Genomic DNA, 23,942 nt, shown 5'->3' with positions numbered 1-23,942 from the left:
TCACACCACCCGAAGGGACGTGACAGTCCAGGTGGTTCGTCGGGCGGCTGTCGGTCGAGCGGACGTTCGTAGTTCGAGTCGGGCGGCGACGGCGAACACCCGTTGACCACGGTTGTAGGTGGCGAATACCTCGGCCGCATCGGGTGCTGCCCTGCTCACATGCACCTGCCGAAGGGATGCTGTTCCGAGTCGAAGCCCCGGCGGTCGCGTGCGAACGATGGTCTTGACCGACTCGACCACGCCTGGGGTGAACAGCTTGTCCATGTGGTCGGCAGGTCGACGACGATCGAGCACTTCCAGCAGCAGTCGGAAGGCTTGTTCCGCGCCCCGTCGTGCGTCGGCCAAGGGGAATCGCTCCGATGTCTCTCCCTCGCCTCCCTTCGGTCGGTGCGCTCTGGTGTCGATATGTGTGTCGGCGGGGTGCGTGGCGGAGCCTGCGTGAAGGCCGAGGCTTCGCGGAAAGGGTCGACTGCGCCGATCGAGTGCGCACGCACGTGCACGGTGGGTGCAGTCGCTTTCGACGGGCGGCTCGTACGACGGCGCGCGTGCGAGGAAGGCGTGTCGAACCGGTTCGTCTCCCGTGTCCACCCGTTCCTCCTCGAGCTCGTGCGTGGTCTTGCCCGTGCGGACCATTCGTTCTCTAGAATTAAGACGGCGCCGATGGGCGCGCGGTTCCATCGGATCCACCTCGAATGGCTGTAGCCTTTCGGTTCGTCTAGGTTCGAGGACGACGGGTGGTCTCGGGCGCTGAGACACTTCGACAGGTGTGGCTAGGAAGAGCGGGGAACCGGTACACGCGATGGCTAACAGGCTGACAACGCAGGATGCGTCGTTCTACTTTCTCGAGGCCAGCAGTACGCCGATGCATCTCGGATCGTTGGCGGTCTTCCGTACTCCTCGCAACGGCTTCAGCTACGAAAATCTGCTGTCACTCGTCGAGCAGCGACTCGTTCTGGTTCCGCGGTACCGCCAGAAGGTCCGCGAACTGGCGTTCGGGCTCGCGCGCCCAGTGTGGGTCGACGACTCCGACTTCGACATCACGTACCACATCAGGCGATCTGCCCTCCCCAAGCCGGGTTCGGACGAGCAGCTGCACGACCTCGTCGCTCGCCTCACGTCGAGGCCGTTGGATCGAACCCGTCCGCTGTGGGAGATGTACCTCGTCGAGGGCTTGAGCAAGAACCGATTCGCGATCTTCACCAAATCGCATTCTGCACTCGTCGACGGCGAGAAGTCGTTGGAGATCGGTCAGGTGATCCTCGACGCGAGCAAGAGCCCGCCGCCGATGGCCGAGGAACTCTGGATGCCTGCGCGTGAGCCGAGGGAGTCGGCGCTCGTACTCGACGCGATCACCGAGTTGATTGCATCCCCGAGCGAGGGGATCGAGGTGCTGCGCGGGGCCGCGAAGGGCGCGCTCGGCATTGCCGGAGGCGCGCTCGGCGCGGCGAGCAAGGTGCTGTCCGCGGTGCGCACCGCCGCTCAGGTGGCACCGGCGAGCCCCTTGAACGCACCCATTTCGCGGAATCGTCGTTTTGCCGTCGCGAAAACCGAACTGGCCGACTACCGCAAGATTCACACCCGCTTCGAGTGTTCGATCAACGACGTGGTTCTCGCGGTAGTGACCGGTGCACTCAGGAACTGGCTGCTGTCGCGAGGTGAACCGGTGACCGCCTCGTCGACGATTCGCGCGATGGTGCCCATGTCGGTGTACGTGTCCGACCAGCAGGCTGGGGACGACGAGTACACCGACAATGCGCAGGCAAGCGAAGTCTCGTCGTTCCTCATCGATCTCCCCGTCGGGGAGCTCAATGCAGTGGTGCGGTTGTCGCACATCGCCCACGCGACCGAGGCGCACGCGAAGCAGTCCCCGGGCGTCACCGCGCACACCCTGATGCGAATTTCGGGTTTCGCGCCCGCGAGCCTGCACGCCATGGGTGCGCGGGCTGGGAGTCGGCTCTCGCAACGATTGTTCAATCTGATCGTCACCAACGCGCCAGGCCCGCAGTTTCCGTTGTACGTCGGCGGCGCACGTATGTTGGAAATGTTCCCCGTATCACCGCTATTCGAGAACCAAGCTCTCAGCATCGGTCTGACGTCCTACGACGGTTTCGTATGCTTCGGTCTCAACGCCGACCGCGGTGCGATGCCGGACGTCGACGTCATCACCGCCTTGCTGTTCGAAGCTCTCGAGGAGCTCGTCGACGCCAGCAACGATTCGAGAGTGTGAGGTACCAGTGAGGGTGTATGTCCCGGCGACGGTCGCCATGTTGCGGACGTTGGTGGCCGACGGTGAATTCCACCCTGTGAGCCGAACCGCTTTCGCCGTCACTCCGACTCTGCGCGAGTCCTACTCCTCGGGAGACGACGAGGAACTCGCCGAGGTCGCGATGAACGAGGCGGCCAGGGCGTCTCTGCGGCTGGTGGCCGCGGTACTGGAGGACGAGCAGGACGGGGTCGTCGACGGAGCTGTCGTGTTCCGTCGTGCGGTGATCGCGGCCGACGTCGAGGATCCGACACTTCGGCCCGATCTCGACGATGCCGTCGTACGTCTGAAGGACCCGTTGCGGATGAGCGAGGTCGCGTCCGTGCACGTCGACCTCGAAGGTGCGGAGGCGGCTGTGGAGAAGGCGGTCGCGGTGGTCGACGCGGCGGACATGGGTGACCCCGACGCCGAGTTCGTACTGGGGGATGCGGAGGATCACAGTCTTGCGTGGTACGCCACGCAGGAGCTTCCGTTCCTGCTCGAGTTCTTGTAGCACTCGAACCACCCGGTAACCTACGGTAGCGTAACCTTGAGGTCGGGTCTGAGTACATCAGGTCCGACGGGCGAATATCGGTGTGTCTCGAGCGAGGGGTATGAACTTTCCGATGGATCTCAAGAGGTGGTTGGAGGCCCCGGCTGCGGACGTATCCGCGCCCAAGCGCCCTAGGCTCAACATGCTGCGTGGTGCGATCACCAGAATCACCACACCGCTACTTCCCGACGACTATCTGCATCTTGCCAATCCGCTCTGGTCTGCGCGTGAGTTGCGAGGCCGCGTTGTCGACGTCAAACAGGAAACCGCGACAGCGGTGACCTTGGTAATTCAGCCGGGGTGGGGTTTCAACTTCGATTACCAGCCCGGCCAGTACATCGGAATCGGTTTGCATCTCGGTGGCCGCTGGCACTGGCGTTCCTACTCCCTTACATCGGCACCCAATTGGGACGAGAAGCTGATCTCCATCACCGTCAAGGCGATGCCGGAGGGCTTCCTGTCCAGCCACCTTGTCGGAGGAGTTCCGCAGGGCACGATCGTCAGGCTTGCCGCACCGAAGGGGAATTTCGCACTCCCCACCCCGCCGCCGGAGAAGATCCTCTTTATTACCGCGGGCAGCGGAATCACACCCATCATCTCGATGCTGCGCACGCTGGATCGGCATGGAGACATGCCCGACACGGTGCACATTCACTCGGCTCCGACCGAGGAAGAACTCATGTTCGGCGCCGAACTCACTGCCATCGCCGAGGGGCATCCACAGTTCACGTCCCATGTTCAACTGACTCGCTCGGACGGCAAATTCGCATTGGCGTCGCTCGACAAGCTCTATCCCGATTGGCGCGAGCGCGAGACGTGGGCCTGCGGTCCGTCGGGACTGCTCGAGGAGATCGAGCGGGTATGGAAGCACGAGGGCATCGAGGACAAGTTGCACCTCGAGCGATTCGAGATCGCTCGCGCCGATACGTCCGGTAAGGGCGGGAAGGTGACGTTCTCGAAGTCCGATAGGTCGGCGGACGTGGACGGCGCCACCAGCCTGCTGGAAGCCGGCGAGAATCTCGGCGTCCAGATGCCCTTCGGATGTCGCATGGGAATTTGCCAGACATGTGTAGTACCGCTCACTGCGGGGCATGTTATCGATCTACGGTCCGGCAAGGAACACGGCGAAGGCGATCGTATCCAGACGTGCATATCGGCGGCAGCCGGCGACTGCACCCTGGAGCTGTAGCGGTCCGCACACAAGGGTCACACACACGGACTTCTGAGAAAGTTCGGTTACCCTTGCTGGTGGCGGATTGTCGCGAACAAGTACTCGGGCTGACGCCCACGACTTTCGGAGGACCACGATGGCCATCACGGACATCAAGGAATTCGCTCACTTGACCGAAGAGGACTTGGAAGCCTTCGGTCGTGAACTCGATGCGGTCCGCCGCGACATCGAGGACTCGCGAGGCGAGAAGGATGCCGCGTACATCAGGCGGGCCATCAGGCTTCAGCGGTGTCTCGAGCTCGGTGGTCGAATCGTGTTGCTGGGCAGCAAGTACCGGCCTGCATGGCTCGCGGGTACTGCACTGCTGAGCTTGGCGAAGATCATCGAGAACATGGAGCTCGGTCACAACGTGATGCACGGGCAGTGGGACTGGATGAACGACCCGGAAATCCACTCGGTGTCCTGGGAGTGGGATCAGACCGGTCCGTCCGAACAGTGGAAGCGTGCCCACAACTACTCGCATCACACCTATACCAACATCGTCGGCATGGACGACGACATCGGTTTCGGCATTCTGCGGATGACGCGCGACGAGCCGTGGAAACCGATCAATCTCCTTCAGCCACTTGCCAACGTGTTGCTGGCCACCACGTTCGAGTGGGGCATCGCACTGCACGACCTCGGTGCTCAGAAAGAGCTCGACGGGGAACACCAGAAGCGCTTCTGGGATTCGCCGTCCAACCGAGCTTTCGCGCGCAAGATCGGTCGTCAGGTGGGCAAGGACTTCGTCCTGTTCCCGGCGCTCACCGGACCGGCATGGAAGAGCACGCTCACTGCGAATGCGACCGCCAACCTCGTCCGCAACCTGTGGGCATACGCAGTGATTTTCTGCGGGCACTTCCCGGACGGCGCAGAGAAGTTCACGGTGGGGCAGTTCGAATCCGAGACCCGCGCCGAGTGGTACCTGCGGCAGATGCTGGGCAGCGCCAATTTCGAGGCCGGCAAGGTGATGGCGTTCATGAGCGGCAACCTGTGCTATCAGATCGAACATCACATGTTCCCGGACCTCCCGAGCAATCGTTACGAGGAGATCTCCGAGAAAGTGCACGCTTTGTGCGAGAAGTACGACCTTCCGTATACGACAGGATCTCTCGGGAAGCAGTATCTGCTTGCCTTGCGGACCATCCACAAGCTGTCGCTTCCGGACAGTTGGCTACGTGCGACGAGTGACGATGCACCCGAGACCAGTTCGGAGCGAAAGTTCCGAACCGGGGACGCGCCGGTCGTGCACGCTCTTCGTATCGATCCGTTGACGGGCAAGCGGCGCGGGCTTCGTTCGGCAATCGCGGAGGCGCGGGTATCGCTGCGCAACGCGAAGAAGGAAGCCAAGCGCCAGGCAAAGGTGCAACGGGACCGAGTGAAGTCGATCACAGCCTCGGAGACGTAACCTACGCGACCGTAGGTTACGGTACAGTAGGGACGGAACGTGCACGACGTGCATCACCGTCGACTGCCAGGAGGGCTGTAACCCGTGGCGATATCGGACATCAAGGAATACGCACATCTGACCGACGCAGACGTCGAGGCGCTCGGCATTGAACTGGACGCCATTCGCCGTGACATCGAAGCATCGCGTGGCGAGCGGGACGCTCGATACGTTCGCAACACGATCCGGCTGCAGCGATCACTTGAAATCGGTGGGCGTGCAGTGCTGTTCGCGAGTCGCAAGCGTCCAGCGTGGCTGCTCGGAACCGGCATGCTCGGAGTGGCGAAGATCATCGAGAACATGGAGCTCGGGCACAATGTGATGCACGGGCAGTGGGACTGGATGAACGATCCGGAGATTCACTCCACATCGTGGGAATGGGACAACACCGGTCCATCGGCGCACTGGAAGCAGACTCACAACTACATTCACCACAAGTACACCAACGTGCTCGGCATGGATGACGATGTCGGCTACGGGCTGCTTCGTGTCACCCGCGACCAGCGTTGGAAGCCGTTCAATCTCGGCAACCCGGTGTACAACCTGCTGCTTCAGCTGTTCTTCGAGTACGGTGTGGCGCTGCAGCACCTCGAGCTGGGCAAGGTGGCCAAGGGCCGAGTGCCGCGTGACGAGTTCGAGCAGAAGCGGCGCGAGGTCCTCGAGAAGGTCGGCAAGCAGATTGCCAAGGACTACGTCCTGCATCCGCTGATCACCGGTCCGGCCTGGAAGAGCACGTTGACGGCGAACATCGCGGCCAACATGATCAGGAACGTCTGGACGAACACCGTGATCTTCTGCGGTCACTTCCCCGACGGCGCAGAGAAATTCACGAAGTCCGACATGGAGGGCGAGACGCAGGGCGAGTGGTACCTGCGGCAGATGCTCGGTAGCGCCAACTTCGAGGCTGGCCCTGTCATGGAATTCATGAGCGGCAACCTCTGCTACCAGATCGAACACCATCTGTTCCCGGACCTGCCGAGCAATCGGTTGCGAGAGATCAAGTTTCGCGTCCTCGAGCTCGCTGAGAAGTACGACCTGCCGTACACCACCGGATCGATCGGCAAGCAGTACCTGTTGTCATGGCGGACGATCGCGAAGCTGTCACTGCCCAACAAGTACCTCAAGGCAACTGCGGACGATGCGCCCGAAACGGCATCGGAGCGTAAGTTCGCCAATGCAACAGGTGGGCTGCTGACCGTCGATCCCGCCACCGGAAAGCGCCGCGGCCTGCGTACCGCCATTCGCGAGTCGAAGCAGAAGAAGAGGAAATAGGCTGCGTCGACGACGCCTGGAGTTAGCTACCAGGCGTCGTTGGTGCGCACTGCCTCCAGCAAGAGCCGCACCGCAGCAACGCGCCGAGCCGCGTCGCCCGTGAGTTGGTCGAGCGCGCATTCGGGATCGGCTGGGGGACCGAGGTGAGTGCACCCTCGCGAACAGTTTTCGATGGCGTCGGCAAGGTCGGAGAAGGCCGCCACGACGTCCTCGGGTGATATGTGAGCAAGCCCGAACGAGCGAATTCCTGGGGTGTCGACCACCCAACCCCCACCTGGCAGTGGTAGAGCCACCGATTGCGTGGAGGTGTGACGTCCTTTGCCGACGCCGGACACTACGCCCGTGGCGCGGTGCGCGTCGGGCACCAATCGGTTGACGAGAGTGGACTTTCCGACGCCGGAGTGACCGATCAGCGCGGTCACGGTGTTGTTCAGTGTCGCAGTCAATTCGGTCAGATCCTCGCTCTGTCCGGCAAGGACTACCGGGACGTCCAGGTCGGCGAATGCCGCGGCGAATTCGGACGGATCCTTGAGATCGCTCTTGGTGAGGCACAGAATCGGCTTCAGTCCGCCGACGAATGCGGCGACCAACGCGCGCTCGACGAAACCGGTCCTGGGCGGGGGATCAGCCAGGGCCGCGACGATGAGAAGTTGCTCGGCGTTGGCAACGACCACGCGCTCGTACGGATCGGTGTCGTCGGCGGTGCGGCGCAATACCGTACGGCGTTCGGACACGCGGACGATTCGTGCGAGGGTGTCCACTTTGCCGGAGAGATCGCCGACGATGTCGACGTCATCGCCGACGACGATGGGGGTGCGGCCGAGTTCACGGGCTCTCATGGTGACGACCGGACGCGCGGGGTCACCACCGAGCACACAGCCCCATCGTCCACGGTCGACCGACACCACCATGCCGGACTCGGCATCGGCATGATCTGGTCGCGTCTTGGTTCGGGGTCGCGAACTCTTGCCCGGACGGATCCGGACATCCGACTCGTCGTAGCGGCGAGTCAGGACGACGACCCTTCATGGGCCGGCGAACCTGCGAGCATGTCGGCCCACAGGAGCTCGAATCCGGGCAGGGTCTTCGAGGTCGTACCGATGTCGTCGACGTGAACCCCTGGAACCGCGAGTCCGACAATTGCACCGGCAGTCGCCATTCGGTGATCCGCGTAGGCCTGCCATACGCCCCCGTGCAACTCGGCCGGAGTGATGTCGAGTCCGTCGTCGGTCTCGACGGCGTTCCCCCCGAGTCTGCCGATCTCGGTGACCAAGGCTGCGAGTCGGTCGGTCTCGTGACCGCGTAGGTGCGCGATTCCGCGCAAATGCGACGGACCGTCGGCGAGCGCGGCAAGTGCTGCGACGGTGGGGGTGAGTTCACCGACGTCGTGCAGATCGATATCGAGACCGCGCAGGGTCTTCGGTCCTCGGACCACGAGTGTGCCCGCGTCGAGTTCTACTGCAGCGCCCATCGACTCCAAGATGTGGCGGATCGCGTCTCCGGGCTGTGTCGTCGACGACGGCCAGTTCGGTACCCGAACCTCGCCACCGGTGACGGCGGCAGCGGCCAGGAACGGCGTTGCATTGGACAGATCGGGTTCGATCACCCAGTCGACGGCGTCGACCGGACCTGGATGTACTCGCCAGGTGTCGGCTTCGCCGCTGTCTGCTGGAGTATCGACGACGACGCCTGCGTGACGCAGCATGTCGACGGTCATCTCGATGTGCGGCATGGAAGGAACGGGCTTGCCGACGTGGTGAATCGTGATGCCCTCGTCGAATCGTGCGGCCGAGAGCATCAGACCGGACACGAACTGGGACGAGCCCGATGCGTCGATGTCGACGGTACCGCCGCGCAGGCTTCCAGTGCCCGTCACCGTGAACGGGAGCGCATCTCCGTCCACGTCGGCGCCGAGGGCACGCAAGGCGCCCAGGATGGTGTCCAGGGGGCGCGTTCGGGCCTGTTCGTCGCCGTCGAAGGACACTGTTCCGGTGGCGAGGGCCGCGAGTGGAGGCAGAAATCGCATCACGGTGCCGGCCAGGCCGCAGTCGACGGTCCCGCCTCGAACCGCGCCGGGGTGCACGGTCAGCGATGTCGGGTCGGTCGAATCGATGTCGATTCCGATTCCGATTTCGCGTAGTGCCGAGATCATCAAGTCGGTGTCGCGGCTTCGGAGCGTTCCAGTCACGGTCGATCGAGCGGACGCCAGAGCCGAGATGATCAGGGCCCGGTTCGTGATGGACTTGGATCCAGGCAGGGTGACCGTCGCGTGGACGGGGAACGACGACGTCGGTGCGGGCCAGGTACTCACAGCACTATCCTTGCGCATCGGCGATCAGCGTGTCGCGACGGGAGCCGTCACAGCGTGGGCGAGTCGCACGAGATCACGGGGATCGAGTTCGATTTCGAGGCCACGCCGCCCGCCGCTGCACAGCACGCGGTCCCACTGCAATGCCGATATGTCGACCACGGTAGCGAGTGATCGCTTCTGCCCGAGCGGCGAAATTCCACCGAAGACGTACCCGGTCGTTCGCTCGGCCTCGATCCGGTCGGCCATGACGATCTTCCTGGTGCCGAGCGCGGACGCGGCCTTCTTGAGTGACAAGGTCGCGGTGACGGGCAGGACTGCAACTGCAAGTGAGTTGTCGGCGCACCTGATGACGAGTGTCTTCAATATTTGCTCGGGTACGACGCCGAGGCGGTCGGTGAGCACGTCCGCGGCTTCGGTACCGAACGACTCGGACCGTGGATCGTGATCGTAGGAGTGCACACGATGGCCCACTTTCTGCCCGAGCAACAGAGCGAGCGCAGGTGTCGATGCTCCGGACATGAGGCCACAGTAGCGAGCGTGATGCCGTACGCCACTTCGAGCCAGGGAACACCGAGCGCGAGTGTGGTGTTCGAAACAGGTACATGAAATGTGGAAGGAAGGGATCGGCTGTGGCAGTCGCGACGACCGAGCGGACGACGATCGAACGGGTGCGACCTGTCGAGTCGAGCGCGATCTACGTGAAAGACATCTCTGTGCCCGCGGTAACCTGGTCGAACAGGGCTACCGAAGGGATCAGTGTGGAGGAAGTCGAGCGCCCAGCTCAGGTGGCGGCCGAGTCGGCAGCGGAATCGGCCGCGGATCTGACCGAGCGTTTCGAGCGCGACGCGCTCCCGATGCTCGACCAGCTCTACGGCGCCGCATTGCGGATGACCCGAAACCCGGCAGACGCCGAGGATCTGGTCCAGGAAACGTACATCAAGGCGTATTCCGCGTTCCGATCGTTCCGCGAGGGGACGAACCTGAAGGCGTGGCTCTACCGCATTCTGACGAACACCTACATCAACTCGTATCGGAAGAAGCAGCGTCAGCCAGCGCAGTACCCGACCGAGGAGATCACCGACTGGCAGCTCGCTGCTACGGCCGAACACACCTCGACCGGTCTGCGGTCCGCCGAGGTCGAAGCACTCGACGCGCTGCCGGACGACGACATCAAGGCAGCGCTGCAGTCGTTGCCGGAAGAATTCCGCATGGCCGTGTACTACGCCGATGTAGAGGGCTTTCCGTACAAGGAGATCGCCGAGATCATGGGCACACCGATCGGAACCGTGATGTCACGGCTGCACCGCGGGCGCAAGCAGTTGCGGGGCCTGCTGTCGGACGTGGCGCGTGAACGTGGTTTCAATCGCAACGGTGCGGTGGATGCGCACGAGCAGGAGGTCTCGCAGTGACATCGGATGCGAACGAAGAAGCGGACGCAATGAATCAGCAGTTCGAACGGCTCGACTGCTCGGCGGTCATCGCTGACGTCTGGCTGATGTTGGACAACGAGTGCGACGAAGGAAGCCGAGCTCGGCTACAGCGCCACATCGACGAGTGCGGTTCCTGCTTCGCCGCCTACGGCATCGAGGAGAAGGTCAAGAGTCTCATCAGCCGCAAGTGCGGAGGCGATCAAGCACCTGCGGGATTGCGCGAGCGGCTCAGTATCGAGATCAGGCGCACGGTTTTCATCAAGCAGACCGAGACCGACTGAGTCGTACGAGAACATCAGAAAGGCCGGGAAGCAGTGCTTCCCGGCCTTTGCTGTGTCTCGCGGCAATTCGTCAGCTGTTCGGACGTTTGCCGTGATTAGCCTTGTTGTTCTTGCGACTGCGCTTCTTGCGCCCACGCTTACCCATGATGAGCTCCTCTCTACTTGTTCACTACAGTCTTTCACGTGTGACCGGCTGTGCCCTCACGGGTGTCGAAACCAGCTGCGAAACAGCGAAGTGAACGAGAGGAATTGTCATGGCCGAGGACGTACGCGCGGAGATGGTATCGACCGTGTTCCAGATCGTGGTCACCGAAGGAGACACCGTCGCGGTAGGGGACACCCTTGTCGTCCTGGAGTCCATGAAGATGGAGATCCCGGTCCTGGCAGAGACTGCAGGCACCGTCAGCAGGATCGATGTGAACGTGGGCGACGTGATCCAGCAGGGCGATCTTATCGCCGTCGTGTCCTAGTCGTCGGCTGTCGTGTCGACACTCAGTGACCTTCTCGCCGAACACACCGACCTGTCCGGCGAAGCAGTCGACCATCTGCAGCGAGTGGTCGGCGAGTGGCAACTGTTGGCCGACCTGTCGTTCGCTGACCTTCTGCTGTGGGTAGGAACCGACGACGTCGAGGGGAGCCCGGACGCGAAGGTTCTGTGTGTCGCACAGTGCAGACCGACGACGGCGCCGACGGTGTTCACCCAGGACATGGTCGGCGCGGTCGTGTCCGAGGCGGAGCATCCGAACGTCATCGATTCGCTGATCACGCGCCAGATCGTCGGCGGCGACGGTGCCGACACGGAGAGCGTTCCGGTTCGGTGCGGAGAGCACGTCATCGGCGTTCTCACCCGTGACGCCAACCCGACTCGCCAGCGGCCGCCGAGCGCGCTCGAGATCGCCTATCGTGATTGCGCCGACGACCTGTCCAGGATGATCAGCGAGGGCACGTTTCCGACGCCCGACGAAAGAACCGATATCAATTCTTCGCCTCGCGCAGGCGACGGATTCATCCGTCTCGACACCGAGGGCAGGGTTGTCTACGCCAGCCCGAACGCTCTGTCTGCCTATCACCGAATGGGATTGGCCACCGAACTCTCCGGGCGCGATCTGGCCTCGGTCACGCGGTCGCTCATTACCGATCCGTTCGATTCCCAGGAGATCGCCGACCATATTCGTTCCTCGCTGTCCGGCAGTGAAGGACATCGCATGGAGGCCGACGCTCGGGGCGCAACGGTGCTGATTCGAACGCTGTCACTCCGACCGGCCGGGCGGTCGGTGGGCGCGATCGTGCTCGTTCGCGACGTCACGGAGGTCAAACGTCGTGATCGCGCCTTGCTGAGCAAGGATGCCACCATTCGTGAGATTCATCATCGAGTGAAAAACAACCTGCAGACGGTTGCAGCGCTCCTGCGATTGCAGTCGAGGCGGTTGGAGAACGCCGAGGCTCGTGTCGCGCTCTCGGAGTCGGTGCGTCGAGTGACCTCCATCGCACTCGTTCACGAGATGCTGTCGATGTCCGTCGACGAGGAAATCGATCTCGACGAGATCGTGGATCGTCTGGTCCCGATCATGCTCGATATCGCCACGGTCAATCCGCGCGTGCGAGTGGTACGCGAGGGCAGGCTCGGCGTCTTCTCTGCAGAGCGCGCGACTCCGCTGGTCATGGTGTTGACCGAACTGGTGCAGAACGCCATGGAGCACGGCTTCGACGCGGGGTCCGCGGGGGTCGTGCGGATCTCCGCGGATCGATCCGCGCGGTGGTTGGACGTCGTCATCCATGACGACGGTCGCGGACTGCCTCCCGGATTCTCACTGGAGAAGGCGGAGGGGCTGGGGCTGCAAATCGTGCGAACGCTCGTCTCCGTCGAACTGAGCGGTTCGCTCGGGCTGCATCCGGCAGCAGGGGGAGGTACGGATGCATCGCTTCGAGTTCCACTCGGCCGCAAGGGCGTACCGTCTGTGACTCATTCCGTCGTCGCGCCGTCGTCACACCGAAAAGGGTAGGGACAGCAAAGAACCCGGCCCCTGAAGGGAGCCGGGTCCTGTTGCTTTGTTGGGCTTCGCGTCCGAACCGTGAAGAGGTTCGATTCACGCGGTCGCCGGATGTGGCTAGACGGAGCTCCGTGCTCGCGTGCGTGCATTGCGACGCTTGAGCGCGCGGCGCTCGTCTTCGCTCATTCCACCCCACACGCCGGCATCTTGGCCGGACTCGAGTGCCCACGACAGGCACTCAGCGGTTACAGGGCACCGCGTGCAGACGACCTTGGCATCGGCGATCTGCGCAAGCGCCGGGCCGCTGTTCCCCACTGGGAAGAATAGCTCCGGGTCTTCGTCGCGACAGATCGCTTTGTGGCGCCAGTCCATCCTCTGCTCCTTACCGGGCGCCATAGGCGCCGTTTCGTTTTCTGTACTTACATTTGTCAGCTGATGTTCACTCGTGCGTATCCAATGTTTCCGCACTGTTGCTTGTGAATGCTTTCACGAACTTAGGGGAAGTCAAGAGATAGCCGTGTGTCCGTGGTCAAGCTCACTCTGTTAGGCTGACTTAACCGTCCTGCGCTCCTTTGTACCCGTTCGGTCGGGATCGCGCAGAGGTTTTTTCAGCAAACGCGCGGTGAGCGGGTATGCGGCGCCCTTTTTGTCCCGTTCGTGTCAGTCTGCGGCCAGGGGTTCAGTCCGGTTGAGGAGCGATGACGTCCATCGCGGACGGAGTGGCGAAGAAGTCCGCCTCGGTTCGTAGTCCGAGGTAGTCCCCGTCCATTTGAAGTCCGATCGGTTCGCTGGCGGTGATCCGAATGTGTGGGACATCGTCCACCCGAAAAAGCTTGCGAGACTTCGGTTCCGAGCCGTGTGACAGTAGCTGACGCGCCACGTTCAGACTCGGAAGCACTCGGGTGGTGGTCATGGCGAACAGTCCGAGTCCGGTATCGAACGAGGTTCCTGGATTGGTATGAACCGGGCGTTCGTTGAGGTAGGTCCACGGACTCGAGTTGGAAACAAAGGCGTAATGAATGCCCGTTACCGGATCGTGATCGGGAATTACGACAGTCAGTTTCGGATCGTGGCGTTTGTTTCTGAAGAACGCCTTCACGGCTGCGCGCACATAGCGCGTCGCAGACACCGGACCCCCGTCCTTCCTGCCTGCGTCGATCGCCTGGCACACTTCCGCATCGAGACCGAGGCCGGCGTTGAACGTGAACCAGCGGTTGTCGCAGTGGCCGAGGCCGATCGTTCTTCTCGACCGCGCAGCGAGCAGGTCGATCAATTGGTTCGTGGCCGCCACCGGGTCGGCGTGGATGCCGAGTGATCGGGCGAACACGTTCGCACTGCCGCCGGGTACCACCGCCAGGGCAGGGATCGCGCCGATCGTGACCGCACGCATCGACGTCGGCAGTGGCACTCCTAGAAGGCCGTTGATCACCTCGTTGACGGTGCCGTCACCGCCGTGGACGATCACCAGCCCGACGCCGTCCTCGCGGGCCTGCTGCGCCAACTCGGCTGCGTGATCCCGATGAGTCGTATGTGCGACCGTGACCCGCACCCGACTGGACAGAGCGTGCGCCAACAGGTCCCGAGCAGCTGGGGTCGTCGACGTCGCATTCGGGTTGACGATCAGGAGCGCGCGCACGGAATACGAGCCTAGTGGGTCGATTCGCGGGCTCCCGTCCTGACCTGCCCTGCGGAACCGGTGTTCTAGGCTGACCGAGTGTCGACGCCACTTCTGCCCAAGGTGCCACCTCCGACGTTCAGGGCCGCCGGTGTCCTCGTGGCGCTCGAAGGTGCCGTTGCGCTGGCCGCGTCCGTCGTCCTTCTGACACGCGCGGTCAATGGCGTCGAGGACGAAGTGGCCAACGGCTACGGAACTGCGGGGTGGTTTGCTGTCGTGGGTGCCGTCGTCGGTGCAGCCGGCGTCGCTTTGATACTCGGCAAGCGCTGGGGGAGGGCGATCGCACTCGTCGTGCAGTTGCTGCTGCTGCCGGTCGTGTGGTCCTTGCTCACCGATTCGCACCAGCCTCTGTACGGAATACTCCTCGGTACGTGCGTGGTCGCAATTCTCGTCCTGCTCTTCAGCCCGCCGTCGTCGAGATGGATGGCCGCCGAATACGCTCACGTCGACGAGGACTTGTAAGTCCTAGTCGGCAGGGGCGGTGCGGGCAGCCAACGAGGCAAGGGCGTCACCAGTCATCCGGAACGTCGTCCATTCGTCCTGAGCCACAGCCCCGAGTGACTCGTAGAAGCCGATGGACGGGGCGTTCCAGTCGAGAACCCACCAACTCAGCCGGGTATACCCGTTTCTGGTGCACTCTGCGGCCAATGCGGCCAGGAGTTCGGTGCCGAGTCCGGAGCCGCGAAACGCGGGCTGGACGAAGAGGTCTTCGAGGTAGATTCCGTTGACTCCGTCCCAGGTGGAGAAGTTCAGAAACCACAATGCAACGCCGACGACGGTTTCGTCGACTTCTGCGACGTGCGCGAACACGGAAGGATTCGTCCCGAACAGAGCCGCGTGCACCTGTTCGGGGCGTACGGAGCACTGGTCGAGCGACTTCTCGTAGTCGGCGAGCTCGTAGATCAGTCCGGTGATCGCCGATACGTCGTCCGCCGTTACGCGCCTGATCATCGGGCAGGCTCCCGGTCGCGTCCGGTACGCACCGATGGGTGGATGTTGTGGACCACGAGCTGTCGGTACGAGTGTTCGAAGCCGAGGACCGAGTACGCAGCGGGGGACATCGCGAACCGCTTGCCCTCCGAGACCGGTAATTCCAACCACCGTGTCAGCAGGGCTCGCGAGAAGTGGCCGTGGCCGACGAGAACGACGTCTCGCTCCCTCAACGCCGGGAGGACGACGGACAAGACGAGGTCGGCTCGCGCGCTGATCTGGTCGATCGACTCGCCACCTGGACATGGGTGCGTCCACACTGTCCAGTTCGGCACAGTCTGCTGTATCTCGGGAGACGTCAGACCCTCGTAGTCGCCGTAGTCCCATTCGACCAGGGCATCCCATTCGCGCTCGACGGTAAGGCCCGCCAGTCGAGCTGTTCGAAGCGCACGCGATCGGGGGCTGCTGATGACAAGAGGCGTCCGAAGATCCAACTCGCCGACAAGCAGACCCGCCGACGCTGCTTGATGTTCGCCGACGTCGGTCAGCGGCACATCCGTAGTGCCGGTGTGCCGTCCGGTCGTAGCCCATTCGGTCTGTCCGTGACGTAGGAGCACGACACGTCCAGGAGCGCCGGACGATTCGGCGGGTCGCGGGGGAGTTGTCTTCATGGTCGCAATGATGCCGTGCCCAGTAATCGATGCCGTGTCGGGTGTCACAGGCACCAGGACAGATACCTCCGCAAAATGGATTGAGCCGCGCGGCCGCGAAGGGAATACTGTGTCGGGTCGTCCGGCCGCCCGGTGCTGCAGTAGTCCTGCTCGCCACAACACGAAGGACTCTTCACATGACGCAGGCAGGAACGTCCGGACCGGCTCCGGGCACCCCGGACAAGCTCGATTCAACCGTTCTGAAGGTCGCCGGCGTGGTTGTTCTCGGTGCAATCATGTCCATCCTCGATGTCACCGTCGTCAGCGTTGCATTGCCGACGTTCATGGAGGTATTCGACGCGACCTACGCAACTGCTGCATGGACCATGACGGGGTACACGCTGGCGCTCGCGACCGTGATTCCGTTGACCGGATGGGCGGCCGACCGATTCGGAACCAAGCGCCTGTACATCACCGCCCTCATCCTGTTCGTGCTCGGCTCGGTGCTGTGTAGTTTTGCGTGGGACATCACCACGTTGATCGCGTTCCGCGTCGTGCAGGGTCTCGGTGGCGGCATGCTCATGCCGCTCGGAATGACGATCATGACTCGTGCCGCGGGGCCGGAACGGATCGGGCGAGTGATGGCGGTCCTCGGTGTGCCGATGCTGCTCGGGCCGATCAGCGGGCCGATCCTCGGCGGATGGCTGCTCGAGGCCGCAAGTTGGCACTGGATCTTCCTCATCAACGTCCCGATCGGCGCCGTCGCACTGGTCGCCGCGATCGTGATATTTCCGAAGGACAACCCGACTCCGTCGGAAGCGTTCGACTTCCGGGGCATGCTCATGCTGTCGCCGGGCCTGGCATTGTTCCTGTTCGGTGTCTCCTCGATACCCGAAACCGAAACGGTGCTGGCAACGCGGGTTCTCGCGCCGGCGATCATCGGATCGGTATTGGTGGTGCTGTTCGTCTTCCATGCGCTTCGAACCGAGCATCCGCTGATCGACCTACGTCTGTTCGCCAATCGCGCGCTGACCGTGGCAGTTCTCACGACCGTGCTGTTCACGGTGGCGTTCATGGGTGCCGGGCTGCTGTTCCCCAGCTACTTCCTCCAGATTCGTGGCGAGACGACTCTTGCAGCCGGCTTGCTGCTCGCACCGCAGGGACTGGGCGCAATGTTGACGATGCCGATCGCGGGCATGCTTGCGGACCGGATGGGGCCGGGCAAGATCGTGCTCGGCGGAATGGTGCTCATCACCGCAGGAATGGCTGTATTCACTCAGGTCGGTGCCGATACGTCGTACGTCGTCCTTCTGGGTGCGTTGTTCGTGATGGGCATGGGCCTCGGTTCGACGATGATGCCGATCATGACGGCGGCGCTGCAGACACTGACCGATCACAACGTCGCCCGCGGGTCGACGTTGATGAACATCGTCCAGCAGACTGCGGGTTCGATCGGTACTGCCGTGATGTCCGTTGTCCTGACCAATCAGTTGAAGAATGCCGCGAACGCGACCTCGTCCACCGATGCACTCGACATCTCGGCGAGCGCTTTCGGAACGACGTTCATGGTCGCGCTCGTTCTCATCGTGCTCACCTTCGTCCCCGCATTCTTCCTGCCACGAAAGAAGATCACGCCGGTCGAGGGCACAGACGCGTCCACGCCGGTGCTGCTTCACTGACTCTCTCGACGCGCCCACAACCGCCTCTGTCTGGCTCCACGCGTCCGAGTAGGCAAGGATCAAGGGTGTGACGACAGTACTGGCGGTTGCCAACCAGAAGGGCGGCGTCGCGAAGACCACCACGGTGGCATCTCTTGCGGCGGCGCTGCACGCGCACGATCAACGAGTTCTCGTGGTGGATCTCGATCCTCAGGGGTGTCTCACCTTCTCGCTCGGGCACAATCCCGACAAACTCCAGTCCTCGGTGCACGAGGTGCTCACCGGTGACGCAGCAATCGCCGATGTGTTGGTCGAAACCGACGAGGGAATTGTCTTGCTGCCCGCGACGATCGATCTGGCGGGTGCCGAGGCGTTGCTGCTCATGCGTGCAGGCCGGGAATACGCGCTGAAGCGCGCTCTTGCTTCGGTTCTCGACGATTTCGACGTAGTGATCATCGACTGTCCGCCGTCACTCGGCGTTCTGACTTTGAACGGTTTGACCGCTGCGCACTCGGTGCTGGTACCTCTTCAGTGCGAGACTCTCGCGCACCGGGGAGTCGGACAACTCCTGCGCACCGTCTCCGAGGTACAGCAGATCACCAATCCGGAACTGACCTTGCTGGGTGCACTACCCACGTTGTTCGACGCGCGCACGACGCACAGCCGTGACGTCCTCAGCGATGTCTCGGATCGCTACGCGCTCCCGGTGCTGGCGCCGCCGATCCCACGCACTGTCCGGTTCGCCGAGGCGTCCGCGTCGGGTGTGACCGTACTGTCGGGCCGAAAGAGCAAGGGCGCGCAGGCATATCGAGAGCTGGCGATCAATCTTCTCGACTACTGGCAGAACGGATCGGCGCTGCAGACGTATTCACCCGACGCCAACAGCTGATCCGTTCGTCGAGTCCGGCCATCAGGCCAGCGCTACTATCTCGCTGCCGCGCTGTTCGACGACGACGTCGCCGACCACCGAAGTTCCGACGGGCCCGGTGTAGTCGCCGCGGTCGACCGGAATCGTCCGTTCCGGTGTTCCCGTGGCGGGATCGATGACGACTGTTCCGTTCGGCACCGGTATCAGCAGACGGCCGGCCATCGACACCCCCGGTCCCAGCGCGCCCGGCAGGGACCATTGCGGGGACAGGTCGCTCGAACTCAGTGCGATGGTGCCGGTTCCGGTCCACCAGCTGAACACATTCGATGCCTTCGTCACTGCCGGCGACAACTCGGGTGCCGGTTCGTCGAGGGTGCCCGGTGGTAAGTCGAACTCGGTCAGTGGCTGCGCACTTCCGTCGAACACTGCGATCCTCGCGGGCCTACCGGAGTGTGCTGGGATCGCCAACGCACTACGGTCGCCCGAGGTGGCGAGTATCGAGGCGCCATCGATCGGTCCGTCCGGTCCAGTCAATGACGCGACCACGCTCGAACCGAATTCCTCCGGCTTTCCCGCGTCGTCGGGTGCTGGGTCGAGCGTAGTGAGTCTCGCCGCGGATTCGCCGGGACAGCGCTCGAGAACTGAGAGTCTCGAACTGTTGGACGCCGAGGACAGAAGCGTGCAACCGGTTCGGGGCTGGCTGTTGGGGTTCACCGGGGCGTCCACGCGGCCGTACTCGAGGGTGCGGACCAGGTCCGAACGCCACAATTCCATTCTGGAGTCACCGAGTGACGTCACGTACGTCCCATCCTCGGTGAGGTGCACAGTGGCGTCTGCGTCGCTCGTCCGCTGCGCCTTACGTGTTCCGCTGGCACCGTCCAGTTCGGTGACCTGTGCGCAGCCGCGGTCGTCGGAGAACACCGCGACGGCGGTGTTCCATGCACCGGTGACAGCACACAACGGAACATCGCGGCGGTAGCTCCACGCAGCGGCGCCGGTCGTCGGGTCGATCCCGGTCACGGTGGTGTTGTCACCGGCGATCACGGAACTGCCGGTCACGACCGGAGTTTTCGTGATCGGGCTCTGCGCTCGCCAACGTTCGGTCAGGGACTCCGGGACAACTGTCGCGGTGTTCGCCTGAGTCAGCGGGGTCTGCGCAGTGTCGGACGTCGTTCCACGTGCGTCGCTCTGAACCCAGATCACAGCGAGAGCAAGCACCACGACAACGGCCAAAACTGCCGCGGCAACGAGATCCGACCGTCGGCGACGTTCGGGAGCAAGCACGGTGAAAGGTTACTCGGCCGCCGGTTGTCCGGACGCAGCCGATGCCGGGGAGCGGCGACGTCGACGACGCTTGCGCGGCGCCGATGCTTCGCCGCCGTCCTGGTCCGCGCCCGCGTCGGAGCCTGACGACTCGGCGGATGTGGTCGCAGCCTGATCGCCCGTTGCCGTCGTGTCGCCCGGTGACTCGGTGTGACCGCTCGCGGTCTGTCCTGCTCGGGTCCGTCTACGCGACCGGCTTCGACGCGGTGTGGCGGGCTTGTCGGACTCGGCCGAGGCCGAGTCGTCAGCGGGTGCAGCCGTTGACGCGTCGGCCGTCGACTTCTCGGCCTTCTGCTCCACGTTCGTCTTCTTGACCGAACCGGCAACCCCGGTTGGGATGTCGAGTTCCTCGAACAGGTGCGGTGAGCTCGAGTACGTTTCCACAGGGTCAGGAATGTCGAGGCCGAGCGCCTTGTCTATCAGCTGCCAGCGAGGGATGTCGTCCCAGTCGACGAGGGTGACCGCAATACCGGTGCGGCCTGCGCGTCCGGTGCGTCCGATGCGGTGCACATAGGTCTTCTCGTCCTCGGGGCACTGGTAATTGATGACGTGCGTGACGTCGTCGATGTCGATGCCGCGTGCGGCGACATCGGTGGCGACGAGGACGTCGATGCCACCGGTACGGAACTTCTTGAGTGCCTTTTCCCGCTGTATCTGGCCGAGGTCGCCGTGCACGGCACCGACCGCGAAGCCGCGCTCCAAGAGTTCGTCGGCGACTTTCTGCGCCGTCCTCTTGGTTCGGGTGAAGATCATCGTCGCGCCTCGACCATTGGCTTGAAGCACCTTCGACACCATTTCCACCTTGTCGAGCGCGTGCGCTCGGTAGATGTGCTGCGCGGTGAGGTCGTGAACGGCCGAGGACTCGGCTTCTTCTGCGCGAATGTGAGTCGGTTGGGTCAGGAACGTGCGGGCGAGAGTGATGATCGGACCCGGCATCGTCGCCGAGAACAGCATCGTCTGCCGCTTGTCCGGCACCATTCCGAGAATACGTTCGATGTCGGGGAGGAAGCCGAGATCGAGCATCTCGTCGGCCTCGTCGAGAACGAGGACGCCGATCTTGCCCAGGATCAGGTGTCCCTGCTTGGCCAGGTCGAGCAGGCGACCAGGGGTGCCGACGACGACGTCCACGCCCTTCTGGAGTGCGCTGATCTGAGCCTCGTAGGGGCGACCACCGTAGATCGAGAGGACTTCGACGTGCTTGCCGTTCGACTTCAGATACTTCGATGCGTTCGCGAGGTCCGAGCTGACCTGGACGCACAGCTCACGTGTCGGGACGATGATCAGAGCTCGGGGCGTGCCGTCGAGCGCTGTGGTTCCGGAGTCCGTGGTGGAGATCCGATGCAGGAGCGGCACGCCGAAGCCGAAGGTCTTGCCCATTCCGGTGCGTGCCTGGCCGATGAGATCGTCGCCGGCTAGCGCCAGCGGGAGCGTCAGCTCCTGGATGGCGAACGTGCGTTCGATTCCGATGTCCGCTAGAGACCGGACGATGTCTTCTCGCACGCCGAGTTCGGCGAACGTTGGGGGCACGTGAGTGTCGTCGAGCTGGGCGGACAAAGTCGTGTCGCCGGTCTCGGGTTCTTGGTCGATAACGATCTTGCTCAGGGGTCTGGCCTTCCTCGTGTTCACACGTGCGCACAAGGAAGGGCATTGGCCTATTGCCGGCCGTAGTCGATGCCCTAGATCCCGGTTGTGATATCGCATCGAGCCTCAGCCGTGTCGGTGGAACGAGTGGTACTCGACAGGCGGCGAAGCAGTCGTAGCGACCCGGATCAGGTGCGCACACATTGTCGGTGCGGACCGCCGCGTTCGTGATTGTTCGGTCCGTGTCATCGGTCCAGGTGGCGATCCGACCACCATGGTAGCTTGCCGACTGCGCAAAGCACGTATCGTGCTCCGGCGCGCTCGAACGCAGGCTAGTCGTGGGGTGAGAATCCTCGCATGTCCTCGGCGGCGGACGGAGCGCACCGCGCGACTACGATCGTCACTCATGGGAGCCCACTCGCCTGAACCGGTCACCGACGCAGTACGACAGTCCGAAGCGGAGGGACCCGACGACGTGCGCATCGCCTTCGACCATCCTGGCGTATCCGAGTTGTACGCGGTGCTCGCTTACGGCGAGATCTCGGCGTTCTATCGGTTGGCCGAGGACGCGCGCACCGCACCGTCGATGCAGGGCAGAGTTGCACTCGCCAGCATGGCTGCGGCCGAGATGAGTCACTTCGAAACCCTCGTGCAGGCGCTGTCCGACCGAGGTGTCGAGGTGTACTCGGCGATGGACCCCTTCGTGCGCGCACTCGACGACTATCACGCGTCGACGAACCCGTCCACGTGGATGGAGGTGCTCGTGAAGGCGTACGTCGGCGACGGCCTAGCAGCCGACTTCTATCGCGAGATCGCACACACGCTCGATCCGGCCGTGGCGTCGACCGTGCGCGAGGTGCTGGCAGAGACGGGGCACTCCGAGTTCGTCGTCCACGAGGTGTCCAAGCAAGTGAGCGCCAGTTCGCAGGACAAAGCCCGCCTGATGCTGTGGGGACGTCGTCTGTTGGGCGAGGCGATCACGCAGGCTCAGTACGTTCTCGCGCAGCGGGAGAGTTTGACCGATCTGGTCATTACCGCATCCGGGGACCTCAACGGAGTTGCGGCGCTGTTCGACCGCATGCAGGAGCAGCACGCCGAACGTATGCGGGTTCTCGGGTTGGTATGACTGGCGGTGTTCGCTGACAGCACACCGAGGGGACGAGCCTGTCGGGTGCGCGCTGCACTAGCCTTTAGGCGAAGCAGCTGAAGTTGTCTATTGAGTTCGGAGGTTGGCCGTGGAGGTCAAGATCGGTGTGTCGGAAAGTTCTCGCGAGCTCGTGGTGAACAGTGCCCAGTCCCCGGAAGAGGTCGAGGCGCTCGTGTCCGAGGCGCTCGCGGGCAAGAAGGATGTGCTTCAGCTCGTCGACGACAAGGGCCGCAAGTACCTCGTACAGTCCGCCAAGGTGTCCTACGTCGAGATCGGTCCAGCGGACTCCCGCAAGGTCGGCTTCGCCACCATCTAGTTGGCGATGGTCGTGCAGCAGCGTGACCGAAAAGAGCGTTCATAGATCGAACACGGCCGCGTATCGAGTATTCGATACGCGGCCGTGTTGGATCTGTTGGCTGTGGCAGGTGCCAGTTGTCAGGGCGCCTGGAGTGGGACGTGCGAGAGGCCGCCCCACGCAAGCGAGACGGTTGTATCGACGGCGTCTTCCTTCGAGATCGGCCGATCCGCTTCCAACCAGTAGCGAGCCGTGAACTGGCTGGCACCGACGAGTCCCACCGCCAGCACCCGAGCGCGGTAGGGGTCGAGACCGGAATCATGCGCGACGAGGTCGAACACAGCATCGACGCACGCCTCGGTCGCCTGTTCGACGCGCGCGTTGACCTGGGGATCGCCCATCAGATCCGACTCGAACACGAGGCGAAAACCCTGCGTGTCGGTGTCGACGAAATCGTAGAAGGCAAGCACGGCTGCACGGACACGTTTGCGGTTGTCCGTCGTCGACCGGAGCGCCTGTCGTACTCCGGCGATCAGTGTGTCGACGTAGCTCTGCAGCACGGCGAGGTACAACTCCAGCTTGCCCGGGAAATGCTGGTACAGGACCGGCTTGCTCACCCCTGCACATTCGGCGATCTCATCCATGCCCGACGCGTGATACCCGCGGTTCACGAAAATCTCGCTCGCAGCCGCGAGCAGCTGAGCGCGTCGTGCGTCGCGTGGCAGCCGTGCGCTGCGACGGCTGGCAGGAGAGGCCGGACGGTCCGAGGACATCCGATCTGCGAGTTCTGTCATTGTGGTAATTCCCATCCGCATCGTCACTGCGCTTGTAGTGCGAACCTGTGCGGCGTGCCGCTGCCGAAGTGGCCGCCAGGAAAGCTGTAGCGCAGATCGAAGAGCAACGATACCCGCCACCGCTCGCTGTGATGGGATGGCGGGGCGCCTGTCGCCGTGAGTGGTCCCAGCAAGTAGGCGCATCGATCCCGGTATCGCCCATCTATTCGGTCGAGGGGTTTGTTCCACCGCACAAACATCGGCGCGGCGAGCGGAGGATCGGACTGTCTGTGAGATTCTGGCGA

At 63.2% G+C, this 23,942-nt stretch carries 26 protein-coding genes; 14 read left to right on the top strand and 12 right to left on the bottom strand.

The features are described 5' to 3' along the window. The gene (locus ACODSO_RS09590) at window positions 1-588 is read right to left on the bottom strand and encodes an Rv3235 family protein (protein ID WP_489036672.1); all 588 of its coding nucleotides are present in this window, start codon (window positions 586-588) and stop codon (window positions 1-3) included. A gap of 211 nt (window positions 589-799) precedes the next feature. Here ACODSO_RS09590 and ACODSO_RS09585 point away from each other — a divergent pair, with 211 nt between their 5' ends. From ACODSO_RS09585 to ACODSO_RS09565, 5 genes are all read left to right on the top strand, one after another. Then, window positions 800-2,227 carry a WS/DGAT/MGAT family O-acyltransferase gene (locus ACODSO_RS09585; protein WP_489036671.1) on the top strand — a complete coding sequence of 476 codons (1,428 nt, stop codon included), beginning with the start codon at window positions 800-802 and terminating at the stop codon, window positions 2,225-2,227. A gap of 7 nt (window positions 2,228-2,234) precedes the next feature. Next, the gene (locus tag ACODSO_RS09580; RefSeq protein ID WP_489036669.1) at window positions 2,235-2,756 is read left to right on the top strand and encodes a DUF6912 family protein; all 522 of its coding nucleotides are present in this window, start codon (window positions 2,235-2,237) and stop codon (window positions 2,754-2,756) included. A 112-nt stretch (window positions 2,757-2,868) separates the two neighbouring features. Beyond that, complete coding sequence (locus tag ACODSO_RS09575) at window positions 2,869-3,984, top strand: ferredoxin reductase (RefSeq protein WP_489036667.1); 1,116 nt, start codon at window positions 2,869-2,871, stop codon at window positions 3,982-3,984. Between the two features lie 118 nt (window positions 3,985-4,102). After that, window positions 4,103-5,413 carry a fatty acid desaturase family protein gene (locus ACODSO_RS09570; RefSeq protein ID WP_489036666.1) on the top strand — a complete coding sequence of 437 codons (1,311 nt, stop codon included), beginning with the start codon at window positions 4,103-4,105 and terminating at the stop codon, window positions 5,411-5,413. Between the two features lie 84 nt (window positions 5,414-5,497). After that, window positions 5,498-6,724, top strand: coding sequence for a fatty acid desaturase family protein (locus ACODSO_RS09565; RefSeq protein ID WP_489036665.1), 1,227 nt, complete (start codon window positions 5,498-5,500; stop codon window positions 6,722-6,724). Window positions 6,725-6,750: 26 nt separating this feature from the next. On the opposite strand, the gene rsgA is transcribed toward ACODSO_RS09565, so the two are convergent. The 3 genes from rsgA to ybaK are packed head-to-tail and all read right to left on the bottom strand — an operon-like array spanning window position 6,751 to window position 9,554. Next, entirely contained in the window at window positions 6,751-7,737 is a 987-nt protein-coding gene (gene rsgA / locus ACODSO_RS09560; protein WP_489036723.1) for a ribosome small subunit-dependent GTPase A, read from the bottom strand. Continuing rightward, window positions 7,734-9,053, bottom strand: coding sequence for a 3-phosphoshikimate 1-carboxyvinyltransferase (gene aroA, locus ACODSO_RS09555; protein WP_489036664.1), 1,320 nt, complete (start codon window positions 9,051-9,053; stop codon window positions 7,734-7,736). The genes rsgA and aroA overlap by 4 nt, the downstream gene beginning before the upstream one ends. Before the next feature lie 6 nt (window positions 9,054-9,059). After that, window positions 9,060-9,554: a Cys-tRNA(Pro) deacylase gene (ybaK, locus tag ACODSO_RS09550; RefSeq protein WP_489036663.1), complete on the bottom strand. Its 495-nt coding sequence runs from the start codon at window positions 9,552-9,554 to the stop codon at window positions 9,060-9,062. Window positions 9,555-9,664: 110 nt separating this feature from the next. On the opposite strand from ybaK, the gene ACODSO_RS09545 reads away from it, so the two are divergent. Continuing rightward, on the top strand, window positions 9,665-10,444 hold the full coding sequence (locus ACODSO_RS09545) for a sigma-70 family RNA polymerase sigma factor (RefSeq protein ID WP_442971313.1): 780 nt from the start codon (window positions 9,665-9,667) through the stop codon (window positions 10,442-10,444). A gap of 29 nt (window positions 10,445-10,473) precedes the next feature. Next, entirely contained in the window at window positions 10,474-10,746 is a 273-nt protein-coding gene (gene rsrA, locus ACODSO_RS09540; protein ID WP_489036722.1) for a mycothiol system anti-sigma-R factor, read from the top strand. 70 nt (window positions 10,747-10,816) lie between these two features. Here rsrA and ACODSO_RS09535 read toward each other — a convergent pair whose 3' ends face one another. Next, complete coding sequence (locus ACODSO_RS09535) at window positions 10,817-10,891, bottom strand: 50S ribosomal protein bL37 (protein ID WP_099052202.1); 75 nt, start codon at window positions 10,889-10,891, stop codon at window positions 10,817-10,819. 109 nt (window positions 10,892-11,000) lie between these two features. Here ACODSO_RS09535 and ACODSO_RS09530 point away from each other — a divergent pair, with 109 nt between their 5' ends. Continuing rightward, a complete protein-coding gene (locus ACODSO_RS09530) occupies window positions 11,001-11,216 on the top strand; it encodes a biotin/lipoyl-binding carrier protein (protein ID WP_489036662.1) in 216 nt (71 codons plus the stop codon). 12 nt (window positions 11,217-11,228) lie between these two features. Continuing rightward, window positions 11,229-12,749: a sensor histidine kinase gene (locus ACODSO_RS09525; protein WP_489036660.1), complete on the top strand. Its 1,521-nt coding sequence runs from the start codon at window positions 11,229-11,231 to the stop codon at window positions 12,747-12,749. A 105-nt stretch (window positions 12,750-12,854) separates the two neighbouring features. On the opposite strand, the gene ACODSO_RS09520 is transcribed toward ACODSO_RS09525, so the two are convergent. Further along, window positions 12,855-13,109, bottom strand: a complete 255-nt coding sequence (locus ACODSO_RS09520) for a WhiB family transcriptional regulator (protein WP_026347946.1) — start codon at window positions 13,107-13,109, stop codon at window positions 12,855-12,857. Between the two features lie 307 nt (window positions 13,110-13,416). After that, the gene (locus ACODSO_RS09515) at window positions 13,417-14,373 is read right to left on the bottom strand and encodes a diacylglycerol/lipid kinase family protein (protein WP_489036659.1); all 957 of its coding nucleotides are present in this window, start codon (window positions 14,371-14,373) and stop codon (window positions 13,417-13,419) included. A gap of 78 nt (window positions 14,374-14,451) precedes the next feature. Here ACODSO_RS09515 and ACODSO_RS09510 point away from each other — a divergent pair, with 78 nt between their 5' ends. After that, the gene (locus tag ACODSO_RS09510) at window positions 14,452-14,874 is read left to right on the top strand and encodes a hypothetical protein (RefSeq protein WP_489036658.1); all 423 of its coding nucleotides are present in this window, start codon (window positions 14,452-14,454) and stop codon (window positions 14,872-14,874) included. 3 nt (window positions 14,875-14,877) lie between these two features. On the opposite strand, the gene ACODSO_RS09505 is transcribed toward ACODSO_RS09510, so the two are convergent. Together ACODSO_RS09505 and ACODSO_RS09500 are read right to left on the bottom strand one after the other, a co-directional pair. After that, entirely contained in the window at window positions 14,878-15,363 is a 486-nt protein-coding gene (locus ACODSO_RS09505; protein ID WP_489036657.1) for a GNAT family N-acetyltransferase, read from the bottom strand. After that, window positions 15,360-16,013 carry an acid phosphatase gene (locus tag ACODSO_RS09500; RefSeq protein ID WP_489036655.1) on the bottom strand — a complete coding sequence of 218 codons (654 nt, stop codon included), beginning with the start codon at window positions 16,011-16,013 and terminating at the stop codon, window positions 15,360-15,362. Before ACODSO_RS09500 ends, ACODSO_RS09505 begins: the two co-directional genes overlap by 4 nt. A 176-nt stretch (window positions 16,014-16,189) precedes the next feature. On the opposite strand from ACODSO_RS09500, the gene ACODSO_RS09495 reads away from it, so the two are divergent. Both ACODSO_RS09495 and ACODSO_RS09490 read left to right on the top strand, forming a co-directional pair. Then, entirely contained in the window at window positions 16,190-17,671 is a 1,482-nt protein-coding gene (locus ACODSO_RS09495; RefSeq protein WP_489036654.1) for a DHA2 family efflux MFS transporter permease subunit, read from the top strand. Between the two features lie 67 nt (window positions 17,672-17,738). Then, the gene (locus ACODSO_RS09490) at window positions 17,739-18,539 is read left to right on the top strand and encodes a ParA family protein (protein ID WP_489036652.1); all 801 of its coding nucleotides are present in this window, start codon (window positions 17,739-17,741) and stop codon (window positions 18,537-18,539) included. A 21-nt stretch (window positions 18,540-18,560) separates the two neighbouring features. On the opposite strand, the gene ACODSO_RS09485 is transcribed toward ACODSO_RS09490, so the two are convergent. Next, on the bottom strand, window positions 18,561-19,802 hold the full coding sequence (locus tag ACODSO_RS09485; RefSeq protein ID WP_489036651.1) for an Rv3212 family protein: 1,242 nt from the start codon (window positions 19,800-19,802) through the stop codon (window positions 18,561-18,563). Between the two features lie 9 nt (window positions 19,803-19,811). Further along, window positions 19,812-21,467 (bottom strand): DEAD/DEAH box helicase, encoded by a 1,656-nt coding sequence (locus tag ACODSO_RS09480; protein ID WP_489036650.1) that lies wholly within the window; start codon window positions 21,465-21,467, stop codon window positions 19,812-19,814. Window positions 21,468-21,828: 361 nt separating this feature from the next. On the opposite strand from ACODSO_RS09480, the gene ACODSO_RS09475 reads away from it, so the two are divergent. Together ACODSO_RS09475 and ACODSO_RS09470 are read left to right on the top strand one after the other, a co-directional pair. Next, window positions 21,829-22,548 carry a ferritin-like fold-containing protein gene (locus ACODSO_RS09475; protein ID WP_231912319.1) on the top strand — a complete coding sequence of 240 codons (720 nt, stop codon included), beginning with the start codon at window positions 21,829-21,831 and terminating at the stop codon, window positions 22,546-22,548. 109 nt (window positions 22,549-22,657) lie between these two features. Beyond that, window positions 22,658-22,885, top strand: a complete 228-nt coding sequence (locus ACODSO_RS09470; protein ID WP_068368720.1) for a DUF3107 domain-containing protein — start codon at window positions 22,658-22,660, stop codon at window positions 22,883-22,885. A 119-nt stretch (window positions 22,886-23,004) separates the two neighbouring features. Here the strand turns inward: ACODSO_RS09470 and fasR are convergent, their stop codons facing one another. Further along, window positions 23,005-23,658, bottom strand: a complete 654-nt coding sequence (gene fasR, locus ACODSO_RS09465; protein WP_068368723.1) for an HTH-type transcriptional activator FasR — start codon at window positions 23,656-23,658, stop codon at window positions 23,005-23,007. Window positions 23,659-23,942 lie beyond the last annotated feature (284 nt).

It is taken from the genome of Rhodococcus sp. FG69 (assembly GCF_057808915.1).
Note: the sequence above shows the minus strand (reverse complement) of the source record. Positions and strands in the feature narration are given on the sequence as shown.

What these genes read in the sequence shown, in the direction of transcription:
- ACODSO_RS09585 (WP_489036671.1), top strand. Translation starts at nt 800, where the DNA reads ATGGCTAACAGGCTGACAACGCAGGATGCGTCGTTCTACTTTCTCGAG.
- ACODSO_RS09575 (WP_489036667.1), top strand. Translation starts at nt 2,869, where the DNA reads ATGGATCTCAAGAGGTGGTTGGAGGCCCCGGCTGCGGACGTATCCGCG.
- ACODSO_RS09570 (WP_489036666.1), top strand. Translation starts at nt 4,103, where the DNA reads ATGGCCATCACGGACATCAAGGAATTCGCTCACTTGACCGAAGAGGAC.
- aroA (WP_489036664.1), bottom strand. Translation starts at nt 9,053, where the DNA reads ATGCGCAAGGATAGTGCTGTGAGTACCTGGCCCGCACCGACGTCGTCG.
- ybaK (WP_489036663.1), bottom strand. Translation starts at nt 9,554, where the DNA reads ATGTCCGGAGCATCGACACCTGCGCTCGCTCTGTTGCTCGGGCAGAAA.
- rsrA (WP_489036722.1), top strand. Translation starts at nt 10,474, where the DNA reads ATGAATCAGCAGTTCGAACGGCTCGACTGCTCGGCGGTCATCGCTGAC.
- ACODSO_RS09530 (WP_489036662.1), top strand. Translation starts at nt 11,001, where the DNA reads ATGGCCGAGGACGTACGCGCGGAGATGGTATCGACCGTGTTCCAGATC.
- ACODSO_RS09520 (WP_026347946.1), bottom strand. Translation starts at nt 13,109, where the DNA reads ATGGACTGGCGCCACAAAGCGATCTGTCGCGACGAAGACCCGGAGCTA.
- ACODSO_RS09505 (WP_489036657.1), bottom strand. Translation starts at nt 15,363, where the DNA reads ATGATCAGGCGCGTAACGGCGGACGACGTATCGGCGATCACCGGACTG.
- ACODSO_RS09500 (WP_489036655.1), bottom strand. Translation starts at nt 16,013, where the DNA reads ATGAAGACAACTCCCCCGCGACCCGCCGAATCGTCCGGCGCTCCTGGA.
- ACODSO_RS09495 (WP_489036654.1), top strand. Translation starts at nt 16,190, where the DNA reads ATGACGCAGGCAGGAACGTCCGGACCGGCTCCGGGCACCCCGGACAAG.
- ACODSO_RS09475 (WP_231912319.1), top strand. Translation starts at nt 21,829, where the DNA reads ATGGGAGCCCACTCGCCTGAACCGGTCACCGACGCAGTACGACAGTCC.
- fasR (WP_068368723.1), bottom strand. Translation starts at nt 23,658, where the DNA reads ATGACAGAACTCGCAGATCGGATGTCCTCGGACCGTCCGGCCTCTCCT.